This is a genomic window from Kribbella qitaiheensis (assembly GCF_014217565.1).
GTDB classification, from domain to species: domain Bacteria; phylum Actinomycetota; class Actinomycetes; order Propionibacteriales; family Kribbellaceae; genus Kribbella; species Kribbella qitaiheensis_A.
In genome coordinates, this window is record NZ_CP043661.1 from 6,366,313 (window position 1) to 6,387,096 (window position 20,784).

The following is a 20,784-nucleotide window of genomic DNA, read 5'->3' on the forward strand; positions in this document are numbered from 1 at the left end:
GTTGTCGCAAGAAGGATCACTGCGGAGCCGTTATTTCGGTGGTCGATCGGATGGTTCGGCCAGCTCGCGGTCGGCCGCTTGTTCCAGATAGGCGATCCCGAGTAGCTCGCCGTCCACCGGACCGAAGGCGTCAAGCGCCTGGTGATAGAGGCGGCCGACCGCGGACGACACGTCGTACGGCGTGCGCCGCGTTTGCGCGAGCTCCTCCAGCGAATCGAGCTCTTCCACGCAACGGTCCAGTCCGAAGTTCGGCAGGTAGTCGCCGGCGAACACGGACGGCAGGTAAGAGGCGATGAACTCCGAGGAGGCCGCGCTGTCGAGCATCACCTCGGTCAGCCGACGAGGATCGAGTCCTGCGCTCTGGCCGAGCAGAAGTGCCTCACCGGTTGCGACGGCCTGACCGAACCAGAGCAGGTTGATCAGCAACTTGGTGAGATAGCCGGACCCGGCTTCGCCCATGTGGTGGATCTGGCCGGCGAAGCAACCGAGGATCGGGCGGACCCGATCGAGCACCTCCGCATCGCCCCCGACGTACAGCTTCATGGACCCGTTCTCCGCGGCACTCACACCACCGCCAAGGGCCGCGTCCAGATAGGCCACTCCGCGTCGAGCGGCTGCCGCAGCCAACTCGGTGCCCAGTGCGGGTGAGGCGCTGGTGAGGTCGATCCAGGTGCAGGCCGGATCGAGTCGATCGAGCAGTCCGCCGAGCATCACCTGTCGAAGCTCAGGGCTGCCCGGCAGCACCGTGATGACCACCTCGGCGGCAGTGGGTTCGCCCCACCCGGCGCCGACGCTGGCAGCCGCTGCCTCCACCTCAGGACGGACATCGAACACCCGCACAGGATGCCCACCCGCCACGAGCCGTTCCGCTACAGGCAGCCCGATCCGGCCGCCTCCCACTACCGCGATCTCAACAGTCATAGACCTGATGGTCGCCGATGTTCAGGCAAGGGGTCAGGACGTGGAGGCGCGGAGAGCTTGCTGGTAGCGGCCGGAGTCGGTTCGGGTCCAGGGTGTGCCGTTGACGAGCAGGGTGCGATCGGCAATGGGTGCCTTGGCGGTCGCAAGTACTGGCTTTCGTTGCCAGCGGCATCCGGTGCTGGTCTGCTGAGTCACTCGTACTGCGACCGCTCCCGCGCCTTCCGCGAAGGCGACGGCGCGAAGGTTCTGGGCGCAGCCGACCGGCGTCGCCACGATCAGTACCAGTTGACGCGGGTCGGCAACTACCGACCGGACCTCCAGCACCTGCGCGGCACTCGTCCGCGCGACCGGCGTCGGCGCGGCGGACGGCTGAGCTTGTACAACCTCGGGTGCCGGCGGGCTCGGCTCAGGTGACGACGATCCGAAGACCTTCGACAGCACGAACACACTGAACGCCAGCAGGCCGATCACGAAGGTGACCAGCACAGCCACTCCGTACACGAACCAAACGCTCCCCGACACCTTCACCCTGCCGATCCTCCCAGCCCATCCGGTCCAACTCCTGCAGGAAACGCGCAGCCGCCGGATGATTGGTGCCGCCCGCGTCAGGTGGCGAGAGCGGCGTCCAGCGTGTCGGTGAGGGTCGCGATCGTGGCGGGTGACGGCGGCAGGTGCTGAGTCATCAGTACTGCGCCGATGCCGTGATCGGGGTAGTTGTACCAAAGGGTGCCGAGACCGCCGCCCCACCCGTAACGGGCGGGAATGCCCGGACCCGATCGACGAACCTGTACGCCGTACCCCCACCCTTCGCCGTCGAGGAAGATCTGCGCAGACGCGCCCAACCGCTGCTCGGGCGTGAGCCGATCAACCGTCATCGCGCTGCTGTCGCCGGACAGCAAACTGCCCGCGAAGGTGAGGTAGTCCGCCGCCGTCGAGACCAGGCCGCCGCCCGCATGGGGAAAGGCCGGAGCTCCCAGCCAGTCGCTGTCGGCCACACCATCGAAGACAGCCGAACCGTTGGTGAAGCACGGGATCAGCCGCTCACGCGCATGCTCCGGTACGACGAACCCGGTGTCGCTCATACCCAGCGGATTGAGAACACGGTCAGCCAGCAACGCAGGCAGGTCGACGCCACTCGCACGCGAGAGCACAACCCCGAGTACGGCGTACGCGAACTCGTACCGCCAATGCCTGCCCGGCTGCTCCATCAACGGCAACTCGGCGAACCGGCGTACCCACTCGTCCGGCTCATGTGAAACCGCGGACGGCAACGGCGGCCCCATCCCAAGCCCCGCCTGAACTGCCGCATCAGCCACCGGACACTGATCAACCTCAAAGGCGAACCCGAAACCAAGCCGCATCACCAACAAATCCTCAACCGTCGGCACGCTTTCAGCAGCCACGGTGTCCTCAACCGGCCCATCAAGCCGCCGCACAACCCTCTGCCCAGCCAGCTCAGGCAGCCAACGCCCCACCGGATCATCCAGCGCAAGCACCCCGTCATCAACCAACCGCAGCGTCAGAGCACCCATGAGCGGCTTGGTCATAGAACTAACGCGAAACACCGCATCCCCGGGCAGCACTTCACCCCCGGGCCGATCCACCCCCACCGAGCGCACCCACTGCCGCTCCCCGTCAGTCACCCCAACCACAACCCCCGGCACTTCACCCGCAGCAACCAGCCCCTCAGCCGCCCCCACCAACTCCCCAATCACATCCATCCCAGCACCCTACAAACACCCGGGGAAAGCAGCCAAAGGTAGGCGATGCGACGGAGGTGAGGGGAAGGCGCGTGGGCGGTGGCGAGGGAAGGTGGGGAGAGGGAAGGCGGAGGGGCTGGTTGGTCCTCAGCCGGTCGCAAAGCTCAACCCCAGCACGGGGACGCGGGTGTGGCCGTCTACTACGCCGGGGATCTCAGCGATCGCGGCTGCCTGGACGGTGCGGCTGGGGTAGTCGCGGCCATCGGAGCTGAAGTACCGCCGCCTCCCCAACGCGCCAACCTTGAACTGAGGTGCCACGCGCTTTCCGGACAGCTTTTTGATGGCTGATTCAGGCGGCGGATTGTGTTTCCAGGTAGTCGTCGTGGGCTTGCTGTGGGGTCCGGTAGCCGAGCCCTGAGTGACGGCGTTTAGTATTGTAGCGCAATTCGATGTAGCGGGCGATATCGCGGCGTGCATGGTCGCGGGTCGGGTACTCGGTTCGGTGGGTACGCTCGTTCTTGAGAGCGCCGAAGAACGATTCGGCCATCGCATTGTCGTAACAGATACCGGTCCGCCCGACTGATTGGCGAAGATTATTGTTCTTCAAAGTCGCGGCGAACTGGGCGGAAGTGTAGTTGCTGCCCCGGTCGGAGTGAAAGATTGCGCCGTCGACAAGATCGTGATTCCGCACCGCCATGTCGATCGCGGCTTCGATCAGCGGGGTTTTGTAATTGTCGTCCATGGCCCACCCGATCACAGCTTTGGTGTGGCAATCGAGCACGGTCGCCAGATAAAGCCACCCTTCCCAGGTCGAGACATAGGTAATGTCTCCGACCATCTTGTGCCCCGGAGCATCAGCGGTGAAGTCCCGATCTACCAGATCCGGGATCGGGCCGGCCTGGCCATCCTGCTCGGTCAGACAGTGCCGCCACGGCCGCGGCTGGCACGGCTCCAAACCCAACTCACGCATGAGCTTGCGCACCAACTCCAGCCCACAGGTCACACCCCAGGCCACCAGGTCGGCATGCACCCGCCGGTACCCGTAGGTCTCGTCGGACTCTTCGAACGATTTGACGATGATCAGCTTGAGTTCGCCTTGGCGGCGCGCAGTCGCCGACATCGGACGGCTCCGCCAATCATTGAAACTGGACCGTTTCACCTCGAGCCACCGGCACATCTTCACAATCGACGGCGCATTTCCGTTCTCTCGGGTCAACCTGTTGGCATACTCCGCATCGATGAACTCGAACTTTTCGCTCAACGATGATCCTTGGCAAAGTATGCTGCGGCTTTTTTTAGGAACTCGTTTTCCATCCGGAGTTCTCGCGTCTCCCGCTCCAGCTCGCGGAGCCGCGCACGCTCGTCCATGCTCAATGCCGGTTCCTCGCCGGCATGGTCTCGCTTAAAGGCGCTCACCCAGTTACTGAGGGTTCCCGGGTTGATGCCGAGCTCTCTCGCGACCTGAGTGACAGAACGTGAAGTCTCAATCACCGACTTCACAGCTTCCTCCCGATACTCAGGAGTGAAATTCTTCTTCGGACGCGGCAACATCTTCCCTTTCCGGACAGCTCAATCTTAGTTGAGCCGCTGTCCGGAAGGTTCGTGGCACCTCAAACCGAGGACATGTCCATGACGTGCGAGGCGCCGATACACGGGGGCGCGGACGACAAGACTTGGAGAACGGTGTTGTCCGAGGTCGCACGTTACGTGTTCAACACGTCGCGGACTCGCCGATGGGCGTCCCGGGTCGCCGGGCTCAGGGGGCTTGAGCTTGCGGACGATCTTCGCGGCCTCGTCGGAGGGTTTCGGTCAGCTGTCGTTGGAGGCTGCCAGTTCTTGGAGGCGGGCGGCGCTGGTGGGGTCGGCGGGGAGGAAGGTTTCGATGGCGAGGCTTGCTGCGGTTACTTCGAGGGGGGCTCCGATGGTGGCGATCAGGGTGAACAGGCGGATGTCGCCGAGGCGGGTGCGGAGGTCGAGGGTGACCATAGGCTGGGTGGCGGCCGTGGGTGCTTTGTCGGGTAGATAGGACTCGACTTCATCGACCAAGGCGGCCAGGGCCTTGTCGGCGTTGTCGCGGCTTTTGCGTTTCAGTTGGTGGATCAGTGGGGCGCTGCAGGCGGCCGTCATCGACGAGATGCTGGGGATGCCGCCGGGATGCACCGACAGCCGTAACAGGTTGACCGGCGGTTTCAGGAGTTCGGGGTCCACTCCGGCCCACAGCAAGGACGCCGCGTCGTTGGCGTCGATCAGGTTCCACAGTCCGTCGACGATCAGCGCCGGGTTGGGCATGTGCGCGTCGAGCAACTGGTGCAAGGATTCGCGCAGCGGCCGCATCGTCTCGGATTCGTACGGCTTCTCCAGGTATATCGGCGCGAACCCACCGGCCAACAGGAGACGGTTGCGTTCGGCCATCGGCAGGTTCAGCTGGTTGGACAGATGGACCAGCAACTGCCGGCTGGGCTGGGCACGCCCTGTCTCGACAAAGCTGAGGTGCTTGGTCGACATCTCGGCATCGAGGGCCAGGTCGAGCTGACTCAGCCGCCTGTGCACCCGCCAGAAGCGGACCAGTTCGCCGACGGTCTGTGGCTCTACGAGAGGTTCTGCAGTCATAGCGGTCGCATTCTTGGCCGTAGTGGTCACGCCAGCTTAGGGCGCTGGCAGGCGAGCGACCATTACCAGTCAGGTAACGCGGTTTGCTGCACCAAGGAGGTAATTGAGGCTGTTCCGGATGGAGGTGATCGTTGACAGCGTTCGCAAGTACACCAGGACGGAAGGTAAGACCATGAACCCGACGTACACCGGCGTCGCCACCTCATCTGGACGCGACGCCCGCGCTGTCAGCTCCGACGGACGGCTGGACGTCCAGCTCGCAATGCCCAAGGAGATGGGTGGAACAGGCGACGGCGTCAACCCCGAGCAGCTTTTCGCCGCGGGCTGGGCCGCCTGCTTCTCCACCACGATGGGTCTCATCGCCCAGAGCCAAGGCCTGGACGCCAAGGATGTCGCGGTCACCGCCGAGGTCAGCCTCGTGCCGACCGGGCCGGGCTTCACACTAGCCGCCGTACTCCGGGCCGAGCTCCCCGATCACCTGGCCGGCGATACCGGCAAGAAGTTGCTGGAGGCAACACACCGTTCCTGCCCGTACTCCTTGGCCACCCAGGGGAACATCCCGGTCGAGATCGTCATCGAGTGAGGCAATCCAGGACCTTACGCGGACAGGCTGGGGAGCAGGTGAAGGAGAACAGACGGTCGATCTCGGTCAGGCCATCGTTGGGACGACGAGACGCCGATCGAGGAGACGTGCCGAACACGTAACCTGCGACCTCAGATAACGCCGTCCAGTACTACGCCGGCGGGCAGCTGGGCACTGGCCGCGGCCGCGACGTCGGGGAACCGGTCGGTCAGGTCGTTGTGCTGCCGCGACCGCAACCTCGCACCGTTACTCGAGCGGACGACGGCGAGCCGGCTAATTGACTGAACTCTTTCAGCGCGGCAGTTGGCGGCGTAGGGGTAAGGGTGGAGGGCTTGCTGACGTGGGTCGAGTGGTGGAGTTCGGGACCGATGGTCCGATCGAAGGTGGCTTTCGCTGTCACCACTCGGCGACGAGTGGGGCCTTCGGTTCGTGCCGCCGCCAGGTGGTGGTGAGACGGGTGAGTCTCGCGGGTGCGGCGATGCCACGTACTGTCGCGATCTTTCCGTTGGTGATGTCGAACGTCACGGCTCCGACGATTTGTTCGTCGACCACGAAGAGGATCGCGGGCCCGCCGTTGACCTCTGCGTAGTGGATCGCGGGTGTGCCGCCGGCGAAGCGGCGTTTTGCGGGGGTGGGTTTGAAGCCGCCGCGGACGATCGTTGCAATCCGCTGTGGTGTGTTGTACTGCAGGAGGGTCTCGGTCAGGCCTGCGCCGTCGGATATCGCGGTGGCGTTGTCGGTGAGAAGTGCCACCAGGCGCTCAGTGCGTCCGGAGGAGGCGGCGGCGAGGAATTCCTCGACGATGCTGCGGGCGGATGCGCGATTGACTTGTCGGCCGCGGTGAGGTGCGCTGGTGATGCGGTGCCGGGCCCGGTGGAGGTGCTGCTGGCTGGCGGACTCGGTGATTTCGAGGATCCCGGCGACCTCGGCGTGGCTGTAAGAGAAGGCTTCGCGGAGGACGTAGACGGCTCGTTCGACGGGCGTCAGGCGTTCCAGCAGGGTCAGCACGGCCAGCGAGACCGATTCGCGCTGCTCGAACGTGTCTGCCGGGCCGAGCATCGGGTCGCCGTCGAGGAGCGGTTCGGGCAGCCAGTTGCCAGCGGTGCGTTCGCGGCGGTGCTGCGCCGAGCGAAGCCGGTCCAGGCACAGGTTGGTGACGACCTTGGTCAGCCACGCTTCCGGCACCTTGACCTGTTCCCGATCGGCTGCCTGCCAGTGCAGGAACGCGTCCTGTACCGCGTCTTCGGCATCGACCGCCGAACCGAGCAGACGATAGGCCAGCGAGGCCAGCCGGTTCCGGCTGGCCTCGAAGCGATCGATGGCGATGCTGTCCACGAAAGGTGACCCTAGTGGCGGTCAGGCGATCTCGGCCGGTGTGTCCGGCCTGCGTACGGCGGTCAGCGTGCGCGGCTCGGTGGTGACCCGGTGCTTGCGCTTGGGCATGCCGAAGGTCGGATGCGAGGTGGCCCACAGCGACGCCTTGATGATGCCGGTTTTGATCATCGCGGCGTTACGGCGGCCGGTGTACTTCGGTTTCGCGGCTCCTTCGTCGTCGACCATCTGCACGATTCCGTCGCGTCGGCCGAGGCTGATGTGGTTGCCGTAGTACAGCAGTTTGGTCTTGTGTACATCGCGGCCGGTGAGTCGGGCGATGATCGCTTCGATCGCCTGCGTTCCGGTGTAGCCGGCCGAGGCGCAGGACATCGGCAGCGGTCGTCCGTTGTCGCCGATGGCGTAGGCGGCGTCACCGATCGCGTAGATACCTGGGTGTGACACCGATTGCATGGTGCGATCGACGACGATCCGGCCGTCGTCGGTGACGTCCACCCCGGCCTCGGCGGCGATCGGATCGACCGCGAACCCGGCCGTCCAGACGGTCGCGTCGGAGGCCACGACGGTTCCGTCGGCGCAGAGCACTCGTTCGGCCTCAACGGTTTCCACGCTGGTGTGTTCGAGTACGGCGACCTCCAGCCGGTCACAGACCCGGCGCAGGTGCTTGCGCGCACCGGTCGAGAGCCTGGCGCCGAGTTCACCGCGGGCGATCAGCGTCACAGACAGTCCGGGTCGGGACTCGGCGATCTCGGTGGCGCTCTCGATGCCGGTCAGCCCGTCGCCGATGACCAGGACGCTGCCGCCTCCGGCTCGCTTGTCCAGCATGTCCAGGCGCTCGCGCAGGCGCAGTGCCGATGGGCGGCTGGCGATGTCGAAGGCGTGCTCAGCGGCACCGGGAAGGCCGCTGTTGCTGCCGTGGCTGCCGAGCGCGTAGACCAGCGTGTCGTATCCGAGCTCGCCGCCACCGTCAGCGTCGGCGACCGTGACGACCCGGCGCTCGGCGTCGACGGCGGTGACGCGGGCCAGCCGCAACTGGATCCCGGTGCCGGCGAAGACCTCGGTGAGCGACGGATTCTCGATCTTCTGCCCGGCCGCGAACTGGTGGAGCCGCAGCCGCTGGACGAAGTCCGGCACAGCGTTGACGACGGTGATCTCGGTGTCGGCCCGGGACAGCCGGCGGGCCAGCGTCCCGGCCACGAAGGTCCCTGCGTAGCCGGCGCCGAGGATCACGATCCGGTGCTTCATGTGGTGCTCCTGTCGATTCGGTTGCTCTTGTGGGGTTGAGCGGGACAGCGCCCCGATTGCTGACAGGAATGAGTTGTGGCCTGAGTCACAGCACCGACCGGGTGACCTGCGCCACATCCTGTCAGGACTGGCGAGGCTGTGGCGTCTTGTGCTCGAGGACGCTCAGAGGGCCAGATGAAGGCCGCGGCGACTGTGCGCCAAGTCATCCGCGGCCGCGGTCCGAAGACGAGCCAGGCCAGCAACGTGGGCCATGGCGAGACGTAGTGGAAGCCGATGGTCGCGACCATCGTGGCACCAGTCAGGTGTACCTGCGGGGCCAGCACGATGGCGAAGACCAGGCCGGTGATCACGATGCCGAGCAGCGAGTCGAGCCGGGCCACTTTCCACACGTGCCCATCGCGGTCCGGCCGCAGCACGAGGGCCACGCACGCCGCCAGTACGATCAGGTTGCTCTCGATGGTGAAGTAGCTGAACAACCGCCACGGCCGCACGCCTATGCTCACCGCTTCGCCGGTCTGGCCGGAGTTGGCGTCCGCGCCGCCGGTGAACAGCAGCGTCAGTTGAATGACCAGTGCGCCGAGGATCACCAGCGCGATCGCGGCGTGCGCCCACCGCAGGGCGGCCACAGAGGTTGGCCTGGCAGAGGTCGCTGTAGTCATGCCCCCCCATCATGGGCACCGCCTCGCGAACTCGCGAACTCGCCGCGCCACGGGCCGCGACCAAGCCGCCGCCGTCGACCGCTCTTCGAATAACCGACAAGCCCCCCGCATCGGAACCATGGGTGGCGGCACGCCTGTCGATGTCCGAAGTCGTCTGCACACCGCACTTAGTGTCGTTGTGGAAGGTGGCGGGTCGCGATCAGCTCGTCGGCGATGACACGCAATTTGCGGTTGATGTCTTGGGAGTAGCGTTTCAACACCTCGAAGGCCTGGTCGGTGTCCAGGTTGTAGCGTTCCTGCAGGATCCCGATCGCTTGCCCGATCGCTCGGCGGGCATCGACGGCCTGGTCCATCGAGGCCCGGTGCCGGGCAGATGAGATCGCGACCGAGGCGTGCCGGGCCAGGATGTGCGCCACCGCGACATCGTCGTTGTCGAACCCGTGCGGCTGCTCGCTGTAGAGGCTGAGCACCGCCTGAGCTCGGCCGGCTACCAGCAAAGGCAGGTGGATCGCGCTGCCGATCCCGGCCGCGAGCAGGCCGCCGCGCCATTGCGCAGGCCACCGGGTCTCGGTCTTCACGTCGGTGATCAGCAGGGCTGCTTCGTCGTGGATGACGGTGAGCAGCGGCTCGGCGGCGGCGTCGATCTGGCTTTGGTACAGCTCGGTGAGCGTGAGGATCTGTGGTCGCCGGCTCTTGGCGATCAAGACGACCGAGGCGCAGTTGCACCAGGCCGCCTGCAGCGCGAACTGGATCACGTGCTCGACGGTCGCCTCGACGTTGTCGAGTTCGTGCAGTTCAGCGGCCAGCCGACCGAATGACTGCGCTGAGGAGTGGTCCCCGGGCATACCAAAGCTCCAACCGATCCAACGGTGGTGTGCCCGCGCTTCCGGAGCGACCCGGCATCATCATCTCCCGCCGCCTGGTACGCCCCTTGGAAGGACGCGCTGCGGGTGCCGCTCGGGCAGGTGTCACTTGTTGGTGGGGGTGGGGCGGCGTCCCGCCAGGCGGCGCCGTAGCTGGGTGATGCGCGCGGTTCCGACCAGCAGGGTCAGCAGGGTCGCTGCGACGGCGGCGATCAGCAGGGTGACCGCGAGCGGCGCCGATCCGTCTGGTCCTGACCGTGTTTGAAGGTGTCGGATCTCTGTGGATTGCGATGTCACCCTGGGATTGGGCCGGAGGTTGTCGGTGAATCTTGATGTCGCTGCAGGGGTTGTGGTGGCAAGGTAGACGTGCTTGTTGACGGAGCACTATGGATGTGGCCGAACTAGGTGAAGTAGCCGAGTGAACCATCGCGGGGGATCGTTGAGGTGAGGGACACCAGGAGGACACCAACGCTAGTCAGGGCGTGCCGCCTGCTCGTGCTCGTGCTGGCGGCGGTGCTGACGTTGTCGGCCTGCGGCAGCGGTGAGGGGCTGCGGGTCGAGGGAGCCGGGACGCCGGTCCTTTCCGCCCCGTCGTCCGAACGCGGGTTCTTGCCGACGCAGGCTCCGACGAAGAGGACGCCGCCCGCCGTCACGGTCAACCTAGCGCAGGTCCGGCTCGCGTTGCTGGGAAACAAGGAGCTGGATCCGTTCTTCCGCACCGTGCTGGCGACGTGCTTCGTGTTCGAGCGCTGCATGATCCGCGGACCCACAGTGAATGTGCTCCAGTCCAACTATCCGCAGCTCGTCGTGATGATTCACACCGGGGACAAGTTCGTCTACGGTGCCGTCCTGATGGCCATCGAACCACGCGGTCCGCGCGAGGTCTGGAGTCTGCGCGGCGAGCGGTTGAAGATCACTGAAAGCCAGCAGAAGGACTTGGTCGTGGAGTCGGGAATCTTCGCTGTCGACGACAAACCTTGCTGCCCATCTGTAACCCGGGTCGAGATCTACCATTGGAATGGCCGGCAAATGATCAAGCTGAGCTCGCAGGACCAAAAGGGAGACTGACCAGCCATCGGCTAGCGCATAGGAGACACCTTCCGCAAGGAAGTGACTGTGCGACGAATTTCCTACCTGAACTAGACCGCCGCGCCGCTGCTCTATGTCCTCACCGAACGCGAGAAACAAACTCTGTCGCGAACGCGTCCAACGAGTCGTTCACCGGCTGGAGCAAGACCTTCACCGATCCATGTCTCCGCGCTGCAATCGTCGGCCGATTCACCTTTGGCGGCAAAGTCATCAACCGGTACTGACTCCTGCAGGCTCACCCACAGCCCCAACGATCTACACAGCACGCAACCTACCGACATCAAAATTCACGGAGATCACGCCACCCGACCAAGCCCCAACAGCATCCGAACCCACAGACAAACGACATCCGATTTCACGGTCAAGGCCAATCCGTCCATCCACAGGAACGACACCTGTTGAGGTGCCACGAACCTTCCGGACAGCGGCTCAACTAAGATTGAGCTGTCCGGAAAGGGAAGATGTTGCCGCGTCCGAAGAAGAATTTCACTCCTGAGTATCGGGAGGAAGCTGTGAAGTCGGTGATTGAGACTTCACGTTCTGTCACTCAGGTCGCGAGAGAGCTCGGCATCAACCCGGGAACCCTCAGTAACTGGGTGAGCGCCTTTAAGCGAGACCATGCCGGCGAGGAACCGGCATTGAGCATGGACGAGCGTGCGCGGCTCCGCGAGCTGGAGCGGGAGACGCGAGAACTCCGGATGGAAAACGAGTTCCTAAAAAAAGCCGCAGCATACTTTGCCAAGGATCATCGTTGAGCGAAAAGTTCGAGTTCATCGATGCGGAGTATGCCAACAGGTTGACCCGAGAGAACGGAAATGCGCCGTCGATTGTGAAGATGTGCCGGTGGCTCGAGGTGAAACGGTCCAGTTTCAATGATTGGCGGAGCCGTCCGATGTCGGCGACTGCGCGCCGCCAAGGCGAACTCAAGCTGATCATCGTCAAGTCGTTCGAAGAGTCCGACGAGACCTACGGGTACCGGCGGGTGCATGCCGACCTGGTGGCCTGGGGTGTGACCTGTGGGCTGGAGTTGGTGCGCAAGCTCATGCGTGAGTTGGGTTTGGAGCCGTGCCAGCCGCGGCCGTGGCGGCACTGTCTGACCGAGCAGGATGGCCAGGCCGGCCCGATCCCGGATCTGGTAGATCGGGACTTCACCGCTGATGCTCCGGGGCACAAGATGGTCGGAGACATTACCTATGTCTCGACCTGGGAAGGGTGGCTTTATCTGGCGACCGTGCTCGATTGCCACACCAAAGCTGTGATCGGGTGGGCCATGGACGACAATTACAAAACCCCGCTGATCGAAGCCGCGATCGACATGGCGGTGCGGAATCACGATCTTGTCGACGGCGCAATCTTTCACTCCGACCGGGGCAGCAACTACACTTCCGCCCAGTTCGCCGCGACTTTGAAGAACAATAATCTTCGCCAATCAGTCGGGCGGACCGGTATCTGTTACGACAATGCGATGGCCGAATCGTTCTTCGGCGCTCTCAAGAACGAGCGTACCCACCGAACCGAGTACCCGACCCGCGACCATGCACGCCGCGATATCGCCCGCTACATCGAATTGCGCTACAATACTAAACGCCGTCACTCAGGGCTCGGCTACCGGACCCCACAGCAAGCCCACGACGACTACCTGGAAACACAATCCGCCGCCTGAATCAGCCATCAAAAAGCTGTCCGGAAAGCGCGTGGCACCTCATGTATCGCTGTGGCGGTGTGGCCGACGGGTTTGGGGGAACGCGGGACGCCCGCCCGGCATCTGATGAGGCCAGCACGCCGGGCGGGCTCGTGCCGGTTCCGCCCCTCGATGCGGATCCCCGGCTTCTTCGGCGCTCTCCACGTGTACCCATCGCCTCCCGCCGGTACGCGCCGCTGTGCCGCGCGCTCATTCGGGCGCCAGGTCGAGGTCGCCCGGGCGGTGCCGGCATGACGATGGGCCGGATCCCGCTTCCCCGTCAGAGCGGGATCCGGCGCCGTGCCAGGCGCATCCCTGACCCCTCTAGTGCCCCTGTCAGGGCCGCCTCGGCGGCGCCCACTCTAGAGGGCCAACCCCAGCCCCCTCAGCGGCGCCCACACTGTTTCAGTGTTAAGCCCGGCGACAACCCCGCCAGGATGGATCCCCTCGCCAGCCCGGAGCCACCCTGGCGACTTAACCAAGAAGTGGTGTCCTGTATCGCGTCCGAAGGGGTACTGGACTCGCGCAGCCCTGAGCCGGCGGGACCCCCCTTTTCGCCGGTTCGCTGCGGGGTTCCCGGGTCGGCAGCCCCACCCGGGAACCTCAACCACAGACCGACCGCCAGGCGGCCCTTCGCCGTACGAGGTCTGCTGCGAACTCTCGATGCCGGTCATCGTGGCTGACAGATGCGCCGGCGCTGACCGCCGACTAGATCCACGACCCCCCAGTTTCGGGCGGCTCCGGCGCTCGCTGCTGAACACCGGAGCCTCGGCACCTGGATCCTCGGGTAACACGGTGCCGTGCGATCGCCAGTGCCCCCGCCAGGTGTCCGACACACCCGCTTCCTCGATCCCCAGACTCGGGGTGTCGGTATGGGAGCTGTCAGTGCGCCAGATCGGCCTCGGGACCAACAGAAAGCCGTTAGCGGTGAGGGCCTGTTATGGCCTTCGCGCGCCCGTGCCGGTACGACGGAGGCGTTGGCGGGCCTCATTCTCCGACAGTGAGGTGACGGGCTGCCCGACCGCGTGCTGATACTTGGCGTCGTAGGCCCTGGTCCAGACGCCAGCCGCCCACGACTGTTGAAGCTCGCCGGCGCTGAACTCCCGGCCACGCGCATGGCAATACGCGACGAGGAACCGCTCAGTGTCCTCGACGGTGGCCAGTTCGTCCGCGCTGACGGTCGAATACAGCGCGGCAGCAAAGCCGACCAGGACGGCTTCGCCGGCGGCGGTCACGCTGTCCCAGTCATGCACCACCAGCAGCCCGTCTCCGCTCCAGCGCAGATTGCCCGCAAGCCAGTCGCAGTGGCCGATCACGGCTTCGGAATCACCGACTCGCAGCCGGTCCCGGGCACGGCGCCCGGCATCGTCGATCCACTCCGCGCCGGCCACCTCGTTGAGGTCCACATCAAGGTCCTCCGGACGCGGCCACAGTCCGTCCCCGGCGTGGTTCCAGGCTGCCCACGACGGTGCCGGGTCGAGCGTGGACACCTCGCCCGGCCGGGGAGCTAGCCGGATCAGCCGTTCGAACGCCTCAGCGAAGGCCACGGCCGCGTGGTCCGCGCTCGGGAGCGTGGCACCGCCGGGGACGTAGACCTCCGCGGTTGCGACGTCGCTGCCGAAAGGTGTGGGGCCGGTGAGCGGCCTCGGGCACGGGTAACCGGCCTGGAACATGCGTCGCTGGACTTCGACGCATGCCGCGATCCGCGGCGAGTCCGGACGGACTTTGACCACGACCTCACGGTCGTCAGCCAGCCGGAGTCCTGTGACGGTAGACAGGTGCCCGGCTCTGAATATCTCGTCGGCTGGCGGGCTGCCCAGATGCTTGATGCACCACCGGGCAAGGCGGCCAGGATCGACGACACCGGCGCGAGGCGACATCTGAACATCCTCACATGCGCTGGTAAGTGATCGCGGAAGCTGGGACGGCAGGACGACGGGACAGCTCCGCCGCCCCGATGTGAAGGCCGATCAGCGTCGCGCTATCGGCACCAGTTCGTTGCCGCGCTCGGACGGGCCGGGCGGATGCTGCCGCCCGGCCCGTCTTTCGGCTCGAGCTGAGGGTGAGGTTGAGGACCTTGAGGAGGCCACACCGCAACTCGGAGCGGCGAATCTAACCGTTACCACGCGACCGCACCAGCCCGGCGCTGAGCCGAACGGCGCCGGACCGCTCACTGTTTTGACGTTGGCATGTTCGCGGATTTGCTGCCTGGCCTGGCGGTTGGGGCCGAGTGCCGGTCGACCAAGCTTCTTCACCAGCCGCGCGGCCGCCGAAGCCTGGACCACCGCACACCTCCAGGTTCCAGGCCAGATCCTCAACCACGCGCAAGCCGAAGAACTCGGCCTGCTCACCACCGCAGCCCCTACGGCAACCTCACGTCGATCCGCCGCAACAGGGCACCGATCACCGGAAGCTCGTGCCAGCGACGACTGATCACCCACTCCCGCACCGAGCGCACCACGCCCCGCAGGCGAGCCCCACGCGTCGGGCGCAGCTGATCTTCCCGCTCTTCGGCCCTGCGTTGCAGGAACCGGGCGCACCCCAGACAGACACCGACCTCGGGGTGGGCACCCAACCGCACCAGGTCTCGATCATCGAACTCACGGCCACAACACCAGCACACCGTTGCCGATTGCTGGACACTCTCGGGCGCAACAGTCATACGCCCATCCTCCGCGCCGCCACCACCAATAGCTATCTGCCCGAACAGGCCCATCCACACCCGCGCTCCCGAGTCCTACGCTCGGAGTAGGTCACCAACCAGCGAGGTGGAAGCGATGTTGACGCGAACTCCCCAGTTACGGATCTCCGGGCACGGTGCAGGCCTGCGCCTCAGTCACCGCGGCAGGTGGCAGCGCGATCCGCTCCAGGCGGTGCAGGAGTGCTGCCTTGTCGATCGCGCTCGACAAGGCACTCGGCGAAGCTGTCCGAGAAGCCCTCGCGACAGGCGCCTCCTGGCGCGACATCGGCCTGGCGCTCGGCGTCACTGAGAACGCCGAAACAGACCAAGACGTCATCGACGCCCTCGGTCAGGCAAAGCGCGCCGTCTGGAGCCGGTTCTGGAAGTAGCCGGGGCATCCCCGGCGGTTGACAGAGTTCAGTGAATGAACCCGTCCCACTTCAACTCGAAGCGAGATCCGCCCGACATCGCGCGCTCATCGGGCCGCGAAGATCGGGTGCCAAGGCAACCATGTCGCCAGTCTGCGCCCGGCCGCGCCCGCTAAGCTGCTCCCCGCCGGCCACGGTTACCCCTCGGTCCAGTCTCAGCATCGCAACCGCCACACGCAGCGCTGGATCAGCCGGCCGATTCCAGACGGCTCTTCAACCGCGCGACGTTGCGCTGCATCTCCTTGCGGGACTGTGGGCGCACCAGCAGCGGCACGAGTACCTTGCCGATCCCGTGGCCGGCGAAGTCCAAGTCGATGGTGACCCGGGACGCCTGCCCGTCGCCGATCGGCTCGACGGCCACATTCACCATCGACCGAATCGGCCCATCGGTTCCCCGCACAGCCCAGGCCCGCGGCGGATCCAGGACCGTGACCTCGGACGAAACAGAACGCTCACTGCCACCGATGCGCCGGGTCGTGCTGCAGATCGAACCGACACGAGTCGGCCCGTCGTCCATGTGGCCGCCGGTCACGTTGTCCTGCCACTCGCTGAAATTGGCGGGGTCGGTGACGTAGGCGAACACCTCTTCCGGTTCCCGATCGATCTCGACCTGCGTCACGATGGATGACATCTCAACTCTTCCTCTCGCTGGTGCGCGTGCCGCGATGAAGCCGGGTTTCACTGGCTTCTACTCAGCATGACGAACAGGACCGCACGGAATCGACAACCGCGCCAGGCCCCCGTCGGTCTAGTCCAGATTGCCCCGGGGCCTGGCAGAGTCGGCGCGATGGCAGACGAGCCCACCGGCGAGGGGCGTCCAGGTGATCGGCCTTCCCGTAGCTTCCAGCGCAAAAACAATGATTAGCCCCTCGGTGCTTGGGCAACTGTCCCAGGCCGCTAGCTCCCGCAAGTTCACGCTAACTGAACGTTTCCCAGCCGAAACCCACGGGGCAAGGGCTGAAACTACTGGGCCTGTACCCGTGGGTTCGATCCAATCCGAGCGGACGAGCTGCAAGTTGGCGGGGGCCGGGAGACCTCGCTGGGGCTGTGCCATGGCATGGAGGATCCAGCCATCGGCGACCAAGGCCCGGCTGGGTTCGCGTTCCTCCGGGGGACTTGAGGAACTGCTGAGCTGGTCGCATTTGTGCCAGTTTCGAAGTCACGATGGTGTCACCTCGGGCCGGCGACGAGGTGTGTCGCCAGCCCGGGCTGGTGGCGCTAGCTTCGAGTCAGAACGGCTTTCGCTCCGGACCGCGGGAAGCGCAATGCTCCATTTCCCAACGGAATCGTTGCCAACCGAAACCCGCCCGACCAGGCGGCCCCCAGGAAGCGGTTCGAACCCAGCTGTGACGTCGATGCTGTCGGCCCCATAGCTGGCCAGCGCTGTGAAACCTGTTCAACCGGATGCTCGGTCAGCTCTACTACTGCCTGCAGACAGGACAGCTCTACGACCCGGTCAAGGCCTTCCCGAACCAGCTGACGTCGCCGGCACCGACCGGTGACCTGGCGGCTTGACCGGGGGCGGTCGCCCCGGCGCAGCCGACAAACCGACTGGCAGATGCCGCGCGACCGGTTAGAATCGCGCTGAATGGACGGCCGGTGTTTGCGGGCCCGTTCCTTGAATTTTCGTTGGAGAGGCTTCTCATGGCGGATGGCGGATGGCGGATGGCGTCTGGGGTCGGGTGCGTCGCGACCTACCCGGCCGGCGGCGCACGCGCTGACACGGTAGGTACGGACGTGTCGTCGCGTGCTGCGCAGGTATGCAGCAATGCGATGCTGCCGGGAGCTTCCTGATCGCGGGGAGCCTTGCCCGGTGGCCAATTCGGCGGGCATGGCAGTCGTGAGAACGCTGTCAGCTCCGCCGGGGCATCCTTGATCCTGCCGTGTCGCAGAAGGTCATTTGCCAGCTTCGACACGACGGCGCAGACAGCCTTCATGTAGTCGAACCTGGCACCGCTGCGACCCTGCGAGGTGTCATGTACCCCCACGAAACGCAACGCCGCATCGTCGTCACGGGGATGGCTGGATCCGGGAAATCCACGTTCTCCCGGGCACTTGCGGTCAAATCCGGCCTACCGCTCATTCACCTGGACCTCCACTTCTGGAAGGCGGGCTGGACCGAACCGTCGGAGGCCGAGTGGCGCGAGAAACAACGTGGCCTCCTTGCCAACGACGCGTGGATCGCCGATGGCAACTACACCGAGACGCTCGATCTCAGACTCGAACTCGCCGACACCGTGGTGGTCCTAGCCACGCCGTGGTGGCGGTGCGCGGGACGAGCGTTGCTGCGCGGCTGCCGAATGCCGGACACGCTGCCTGAAGGCTGTGAGTACTCGGCCTGGCAACGGTTGCGCGATGAATGGCGCCTCATCCCGCTGATCTGGCGGAACCGGCGCGCGGAACTCGAACGCGAGCAAGCGATCATTGCCCGACACGGGCACCACGCGACCCGGCACGTGCTCAGGTCCAAACGGGCGATCAGGGAATTCCTCGACGGGTCAGTCGACGTCGCGGGGAGGGGACACGGAGATGGAAGCAACTGAGGCGCGGCGTGCGGTGGCTGCGGCGATGTCGACCGCCTCAGATCTCGACTTGGCCGTCGACGACGCGATCGTTCTCAGCGACTCCAACCGACTCGTCATCCGCCTGACGCCATGCGACACCGTCGCCCGGGTCACGCCCATGACGCATTTCGCAAGCGCAGAGCAAGAAGTTGAACTCGTGAGACGGCTAGCGCAGACGGACAGCCCGGTCGCCCCGCTCGAGCCTCGGGTCGAACCACGCGTCTTCGTGCAGGACGGCTTCAAGATCGCCCTGTGGGCCCACTTCGAACCTGTGCGGTCTCGAATGCTTCCGCCGGCCGAGTACGCGCAGGCGCTCGCACGTCTTCATGCCGGCCCTGCGGCGGATCGAGGTCACGACGCCACACTTCATGGATCGAGTGGCTGCTACTCAACGAGACGTTGCCAGCCGTGACGTCACTCCCGATCTCGCGGATACGGACCGGGCGCTGCTCGCCGACACGCTGCGCGATCTGGGCGATCAATCGTCAACCGGCGCGGCGCCGAACAGCTGCTGCACGGCGAGCCGCATCCGTTGAACATCCTCAACACGAAGAACGGGCCGCTCTTCATCGACTTCGAAAACACCGCCCGTGGGCCTGTCGAGTACGACCTGGCCTGGGTGCCCCGCGAGGTCAGCCAGCACTATCCCGACGCTGACCAAGATTTGGTCGGCGAGTGCAGGGGCTCGTACTCGCGATCGTCGCAGCGCATCGCTGGAGTCTCGACGACCAACACCCGAGCGGCAGACAATCGGGAGTGGCGTTCCTTCGCGGGTCAAGTCCAGCGGAGTGGTGTAGCGGTCGTGTCGCGTGATCCTGTGGTTGGTTAGGCGCTGAGCGCCGGGATTTCGGTGTTGGTGGTGGCCTCCTTGGTGGTGTCGATGAGGGTGGTGCGGGACTTGGTGAGGACGTCGAGGCCGAGGTATCGGCGGCCTTCGATCCAGTCGTCGTGTTGTTCGGCGAGCACGGCGCCGACCAGGCGGATCAGGGCGTCTCGGGCTGGGAAGATGCCGACCACGTCGGTGCGGCGGCGGATCTCGCGGTTCAGTCGTTCTTGGGGGTTGTTGGACCAGATTTGTCGCCAGATTTCCTTGGGGAACGCGGTGAACGCGAGCACGTCGGCGCGGGCTTGTTCGAGGTGGTCGACGACCGCGGGGGAGTTTGTCGGCCAGGGCGTCCAGGACCCGGTCGAACTGTTGATGGACGGCGTCTTTGTCGGGCTGGTCGTAGACCGAGTGCAGCAGCGTCTTCACCCACGGCCAGGACGCTTTCGGGGTCGCCGACATGAGGTTGGCGGCGTAGTGGGTGCGGCAGCGCTGCCACGAACGTGTACGGGCCCTGGTCGAGCGGGCGGGTGCGGAACTGGTGGACCTGCTCGTCGAGCTCGGCGGCCATCACCGAGACCTGCGACTTGGACAGCCGGGTGATGCCGAGGGTCTCGACCAGCTTCTCCATCCGGCGCGTTGACACCCCGAGCAGGTAGCAGGTTGCCACCACCGTGGTCAGCGCCCGCTCGGCGCGGCGGCGCCGTTCCAGCAGCCAGTCCGGGAAGTAGGAGCCCGAGCGGAGCTTGGGGATCGCGATGTCCAGGGTGCCGGCACGGGTGTCGAAGTCACGGTGCCGGTAGCCCTTGCGGGAGTTGGTCCGGTCCGGACTCGGCACACCGTACGGGGCGCCGCAGACCGCGTCGGCATCCGCCGACATGAGCGCCTGAACGAACCTGGTCAACATGTCACGCAACAGATCCGGCGACGCAGCCGCCAACTGGTCTTGCAGGAACTGATGGTCTGGTGGGGGATGAAATGGTGATGGGTTTTGACGTCATTTGAGGTGGTGACTTGGGTGCCAGTGGCGGAGTTGAATGGTGGTCCGTAGCCGTTCTGCCTGAGTTGATTCATCCGGGACCGGCGGCCAACCCCGGAAATCCGCACTTGCGTGCGCCGCTCTACTCACCGTCCCGGTGGCCGTGTGGGTGGCGGGGGCGCCTGGTGCCGACGTTGTCGGTCAGGGCTTTGAGCAGGCCGGGGATTTCCGCCACGGTGTGGGCGGGTAGGCCGGTCACGGTTTCCTCGGCCAGTGCCCGCCATAGCTGCTTGACCTGATCGGTGAGCGCTCTGCCGCTGTCGGTTAGCTCGACGATGGTGGCACGTTTGTCGGTGGGGGCGGGTTTGCGGCGGATGTGGCCGGAGGCTTCGAGTTTGCGGGTCATGAGTGTGACGCTGGGCGGCTCGCAGCCGAGCGCCTCGCTGAGCTGGGCCTGGATCATGGGGCCGGTGCGGGCGAGTTCGAGCAGAAGCGCTTCCTGGCCGGGGTGCAGGCCGAGCGGAGCCAGCAGCGTGGCGGCCCTGGCCCGGTGGCGCAGGCTCAGCAGGCGGATGGCCTGGTTGAGCGCTTCGGCGTGCTCGAAGTCCATGGGCTCTCCTTGACCAG

Annotated in this window: 23 protein-coding genes and 2 pseudogenes; 7 read left to right on the forward strand and 18 right to left on the reverse strand. The window is 65.5% G+C overall.

Annotation, left to right across the window (positions count from 1 at the left end; genetic code table 11):
• Positions 1-30: 30 nt before the first annotated feature.
• The 6 genes from F1D05_RS30415 to F1D05_RS30440 all read right to left on the reverse strand — a co-directional run bounded on the left by F1D05_RS30415 (position 31) and on the right by F1D05_RS30440 (position 5,231).
• Positions 31-921 (reverse strand): NAD(P)-dependent oxidoreductase, encoded by an 891-nt coding sequence (locus tag F1D05_RS30415; RefSeq protein WP_185443833.1) that lies wholly within the window; start codon positions 919-921, stop codon positions 31-33.
• A 33-nt stretch (positions 922-954) separates the two neighbouring features.
• Complete coding sequence (locus tag F1D05_RS30420) at positions 955-1,449, reverse strand: hypothetical protein (protein WP_185443834.1); 495 nt, start codon at positions 1,447-1,449, stop codon at positions 955-957.
• 77 nt (positions 1,450-1,526) lie between these two features.
• Positions 1,527-2,642 carry a serine hydrolase domain-containing protein gene (locus F1D05_RS30425; protein WP_185443835.1) on the reverse strand — a complete coding sequence of 372 codons (1,116 nt, stop codon included), beginning with the start codon at positions 2,640-2,642 and terminating at the stop codon, positions 1,527-1,529.
• A 126-nt stretch (positions 2,643-2,768) separates the two neighbouring features.
• Positions 2,769-2,912 carry a hypothetical protein gene (locus tag F1D05_RS30430; RefSeq protein ID WP_185443836.1) on the reverse strand — a complete coding sequence of 48 codons (144 nt, stop codon included), beginning with the start codon at positions 2,910-2,912 and terminating at the stop codon, positions 2,769-2,771.
• A gap of 58 nt (positions 2,913-2,970) precedes the next feature.
• Positions 2,971-4,169 (reverse strand): IS3 family transposase gene (locus F1D05_RS30435; RefSeq protein ID WP_185449045.1). Its coding sequence is split into 2 segments (ribosomal slippage): positions 2,971-3,905 and positions 3,905-4,169, totalling 1,200 coding nucleotides; the frame shifts between segments, so codons are not numbered across the junction.
• 261 nt (positions 4,170-4,430) lie between these two features.
• The gene (locus tag F1D05_RS30440; RefSeq protein WP_185443837.1) at positions 4,431-5,231 is read right to left on the reverse strand and encodes a helix-turn-helix domain-containing protein; all 801 of its coding nucleotides are present in this window, start codon (positions 5,229-5,231) and stop codon (positions 4,431-4,433) included.
• Positions 5,232-5,349: 118 nt separating this feature from the next.
• Here F1D05_RS30440 and F1D05_RS30445 point away from each other — a divergent pair, with 118 nt between their 5' ends.
• A complete protein-coding gene (locus tag F1D05_RS30445) occupies positions 5,350-5,814 on the forward strand; it encodes an Ohr family peroxiredoxin (protein ID WP_219732970.1) in 465 nt (154 codons plus the stop codon).
• A gap of 396 nt (positions 5,815-6,210) precedes the next feature.
• Here F1D05_RS30445 and F1D05_RS30450 read toward each other — a convergent pair whose 3' ends face one another.
• From F1D05_RS30450 to F1D05_RS30470, 5 genes are all read right to left on the reverse strand, one after another.
• On the reverse strand, positions 6,211-7,149 hold the full coding sequence (locus F1D05_RS30450) for a sigma-70 family RNA polymerase sigma factor (protein WP_185443838.1): 939 nt from the start codon (positions 7,147-7,149) through the stop codon (positions 6,211-6,213).
• 21 nt (positions 7,150-7,170) lie between these two features.
• Positions 7,171-8,391 (reverse strand): NAD(P)/FAD-dependent oxidoreductase, encoded by a 1,221-nt coding sequence (locus F1D05_RS30455; RefSeq protein WP_185443839.1) that lies wholly within the window; start codon positions 8,389-8,391, stop codon positions 7,171-7,173.
• Positions 8,388-9,050: a Pr6Pr family membrane protein gene (locus F1D05_RS30460; protein ID WP_185443840.1), complete on the reverse strand. Its 663-nt coding sequence runs from the start codon at positions 9,048-9,050 to the stop codon at positions 8,388-8,390. The genes F1D05_RS30455 and F1D05_RS30460 overlap by 4 nt, the downstream gene beginning before the upstream one ends.
• A gap of 167 nt (positions 9,051-9,217) precedes the next feature.
• A complete protein-coding gene (locus F1D05_RS30465; RefSeq protein WP_185443841.1) occupies positions 9,218-9,895 on the reverse strand; it encodes a GAF and ANTAR domain-containing protein in 678 nt (225 codons plus the stop codon).
• Positions 9,896-10,018: 123 nt separating this feature from the next.
• Complete coding sequence (locus F1D05_RS30470; RefSeq protein WP_185443842.1) at positions 10,019-10,210, reverse strand: hypothetical protein; 192 nt, start codon at positions 10,208-10,210, stop codon at positions 10,019-10,021.
• A 198-nt stretch (positions 10,211-10,408) separates the two neighbouring features.
• Between F1D05_RS30470 and F1D05_RS30475 the strand changes: the two genes are divergently transcribed.
• Positions 10,409-10,981 (forward strand): hypothetical protein, encoded by a 573-nt coding sequence (locus F1D05_RS30475; RefSeq protein WP_246486095.1) that lies wholly within the window; start codon positions 10,409-10,411, stop codon positions 10,979-10,981.
• A gap of 485 nt (positions 10,982-11,466) precedes the next feature.
• Positions 11,467-12,665, forward strand: a protein-coding gene (locus F1D05_RS30480; RefSeq protein ID WP_185449045.1) for an IS3 family transposase whose coding sequence is annotated in 2 segments (ribosomal slippage) — positions 11,467-11,731 and positions 11,731-12,665 — 1,200 coding nt in all. Because the reading frame shifts where the segments join, the coding sequence is not laid out codon by codon here.
• Positions 12,666-13,621: 956 nt separating this feature from the next.
• On the opposite strand, the gene F1D05_RS30485 is transcribed toward F1D05_RS30480, so the two are convergent.
• Positions 13,622-14,563: a phosphotransferase gene (locus tag F1D05_RS30485; protein WP_206685891.1), complete on the reverse strand. Its 942-nt coding sequence runs from the start codon at positions 14,561-14,563 to the stop codon at positions 13,622-13,624.
• 482 nt (positions 14,564-15,045) lie between these two features.
• A complete protein-coding gene (locus F1D05_RS30490; RefSeq protein WP_185443844.1) occupies positions 15,046-15,345 on the reverse strand; it encodes a hypothetical protein in 300 nt (99 codons plus the stop codon).
• Between the two features lie 227 nt (positions 15,346-15,572).
• Here F1D05_RS30490 and F1D05_RS41195 point away from each other — a divergent pair, with 227 nt between their 5' ends.
• Entirely contained in the window at positions 15,573-15,752 is a 180-nt protein-coding gene (locus F1D05_RS41195; RefSeq protein ID WP_246486097.1) for a hypothetical protein, read from the forward strand.
• Between the two features lie 226 nt (positions 15,753-15,978).
• Here the strand turns inward: F1D05_RS41195 and F1D05_RS30500 are convergent, their stop codons facing one another.
• Positions 15,979-16,422, reverse strand: coding sequence for an SRPBCC family protein (locus F1D05_RS30500; RefSeq protein WP_185443845.1), 444 nt, complete (start codon positions 16,420-16,422; stop codon positions 15,979-15,981).
• A gap of 1,345 nt (positions 16,423-17,767) precedes the next feature.
• Between F1D05_RS30500 and F1D05_RS30505 the strand changes: the two genes are divergently transcribed.
• From F1D05_RS30505 to F1D05_RS41205, 3 genes are all read left to right on the forward strand, one after another.
• Positions 17,768-18,334: a DNA topology modulation protein FlaR gene (locus F1D05_RS30505; protein WP_185443846.1), complete on the forward strand. Its 567-nt coding sequence runs from the start codon at positions 17,768-17,770 to the stop codon at positions 18,332-18,334.
• 347 nt (positions 18,335-18,681) lie between these two features.
• Entirely contained in the window at positions 18,682-18,891 is a 210-nt protein-coding gene (locus F1D05_RS41200) for a hypothetical protein (protein WP_246486098.1), read from the forward strand.
• Positions 18,888-19,184 carry a hypothetical protein gene (locus tag F1D05_RS41205; protein WP_246486099.1) on the forward strand — a complete coding sequence of 99 codons (297 nt, stop codon included), beginning with the start codon at positions 18,888-18,890 and terminating at the stop codon, positions 19,182-19,184. The genes F1D05_RS41200 and F1D05_RS41205 overlap by 4 nt, the downstream gene beginning before the upstream one ends.
• Here the strand turns inward: F1D05_RS41205 and F1D05_RS41210 are convergent.
• The 4 genes and pseudogenes from F1D05_RS41210 to F1D05_RS30520 all read right to left on the reverse strand — a co-directional run bounded on the left by F1D05_RS41210 (position 19,181) and on the right by F1D05_RS30520 (position 20,767).
• Complete coding sequence (locus tag F1D05_RS41210; RefSeq protein ID WP_246486100.1) at positions 19,181-19,471, reverse strand: transposase; 291 nt, start codon at positions 19,469-19,471, stop codon at positions 19,181-19,183. The genes F1D05_RS41205 and F1D05_RS41210 overlap by 4 nt on opposite strands.
• Positions 19,472-19,553: 82 nt before the next feature.
• Positions 19,554-19,640, reverse strand: a pseudogene (locus F1D05_RS43230) (hypothetical protein); the annotation flags it as partial.
• 28 nt (positions 19,641-19,668) lie between these two features.
• Positions 19,669-20,085, reverse strand: a pseudogene (locus tag F1D05_RS43235) (transposase); the annotation flags it as partial.
• A 214-nt stretch (positions 20,086-20,299) separates the two neighbouring features.
• On the reverse strand, positions 20,300-20,767 hold the full coding sequence (locus F1D05_RS30520) for a MarR family winged helix-turn-helix transcriptional regulator (protein WP_185443847.1): 468 nt from the start codon (positions 20,765-20,767) through the stop codon (positions 20,300-20,302).
• Between the last annotated feature and the right edge of the window lie 17 nt (positions 20,768-20,784).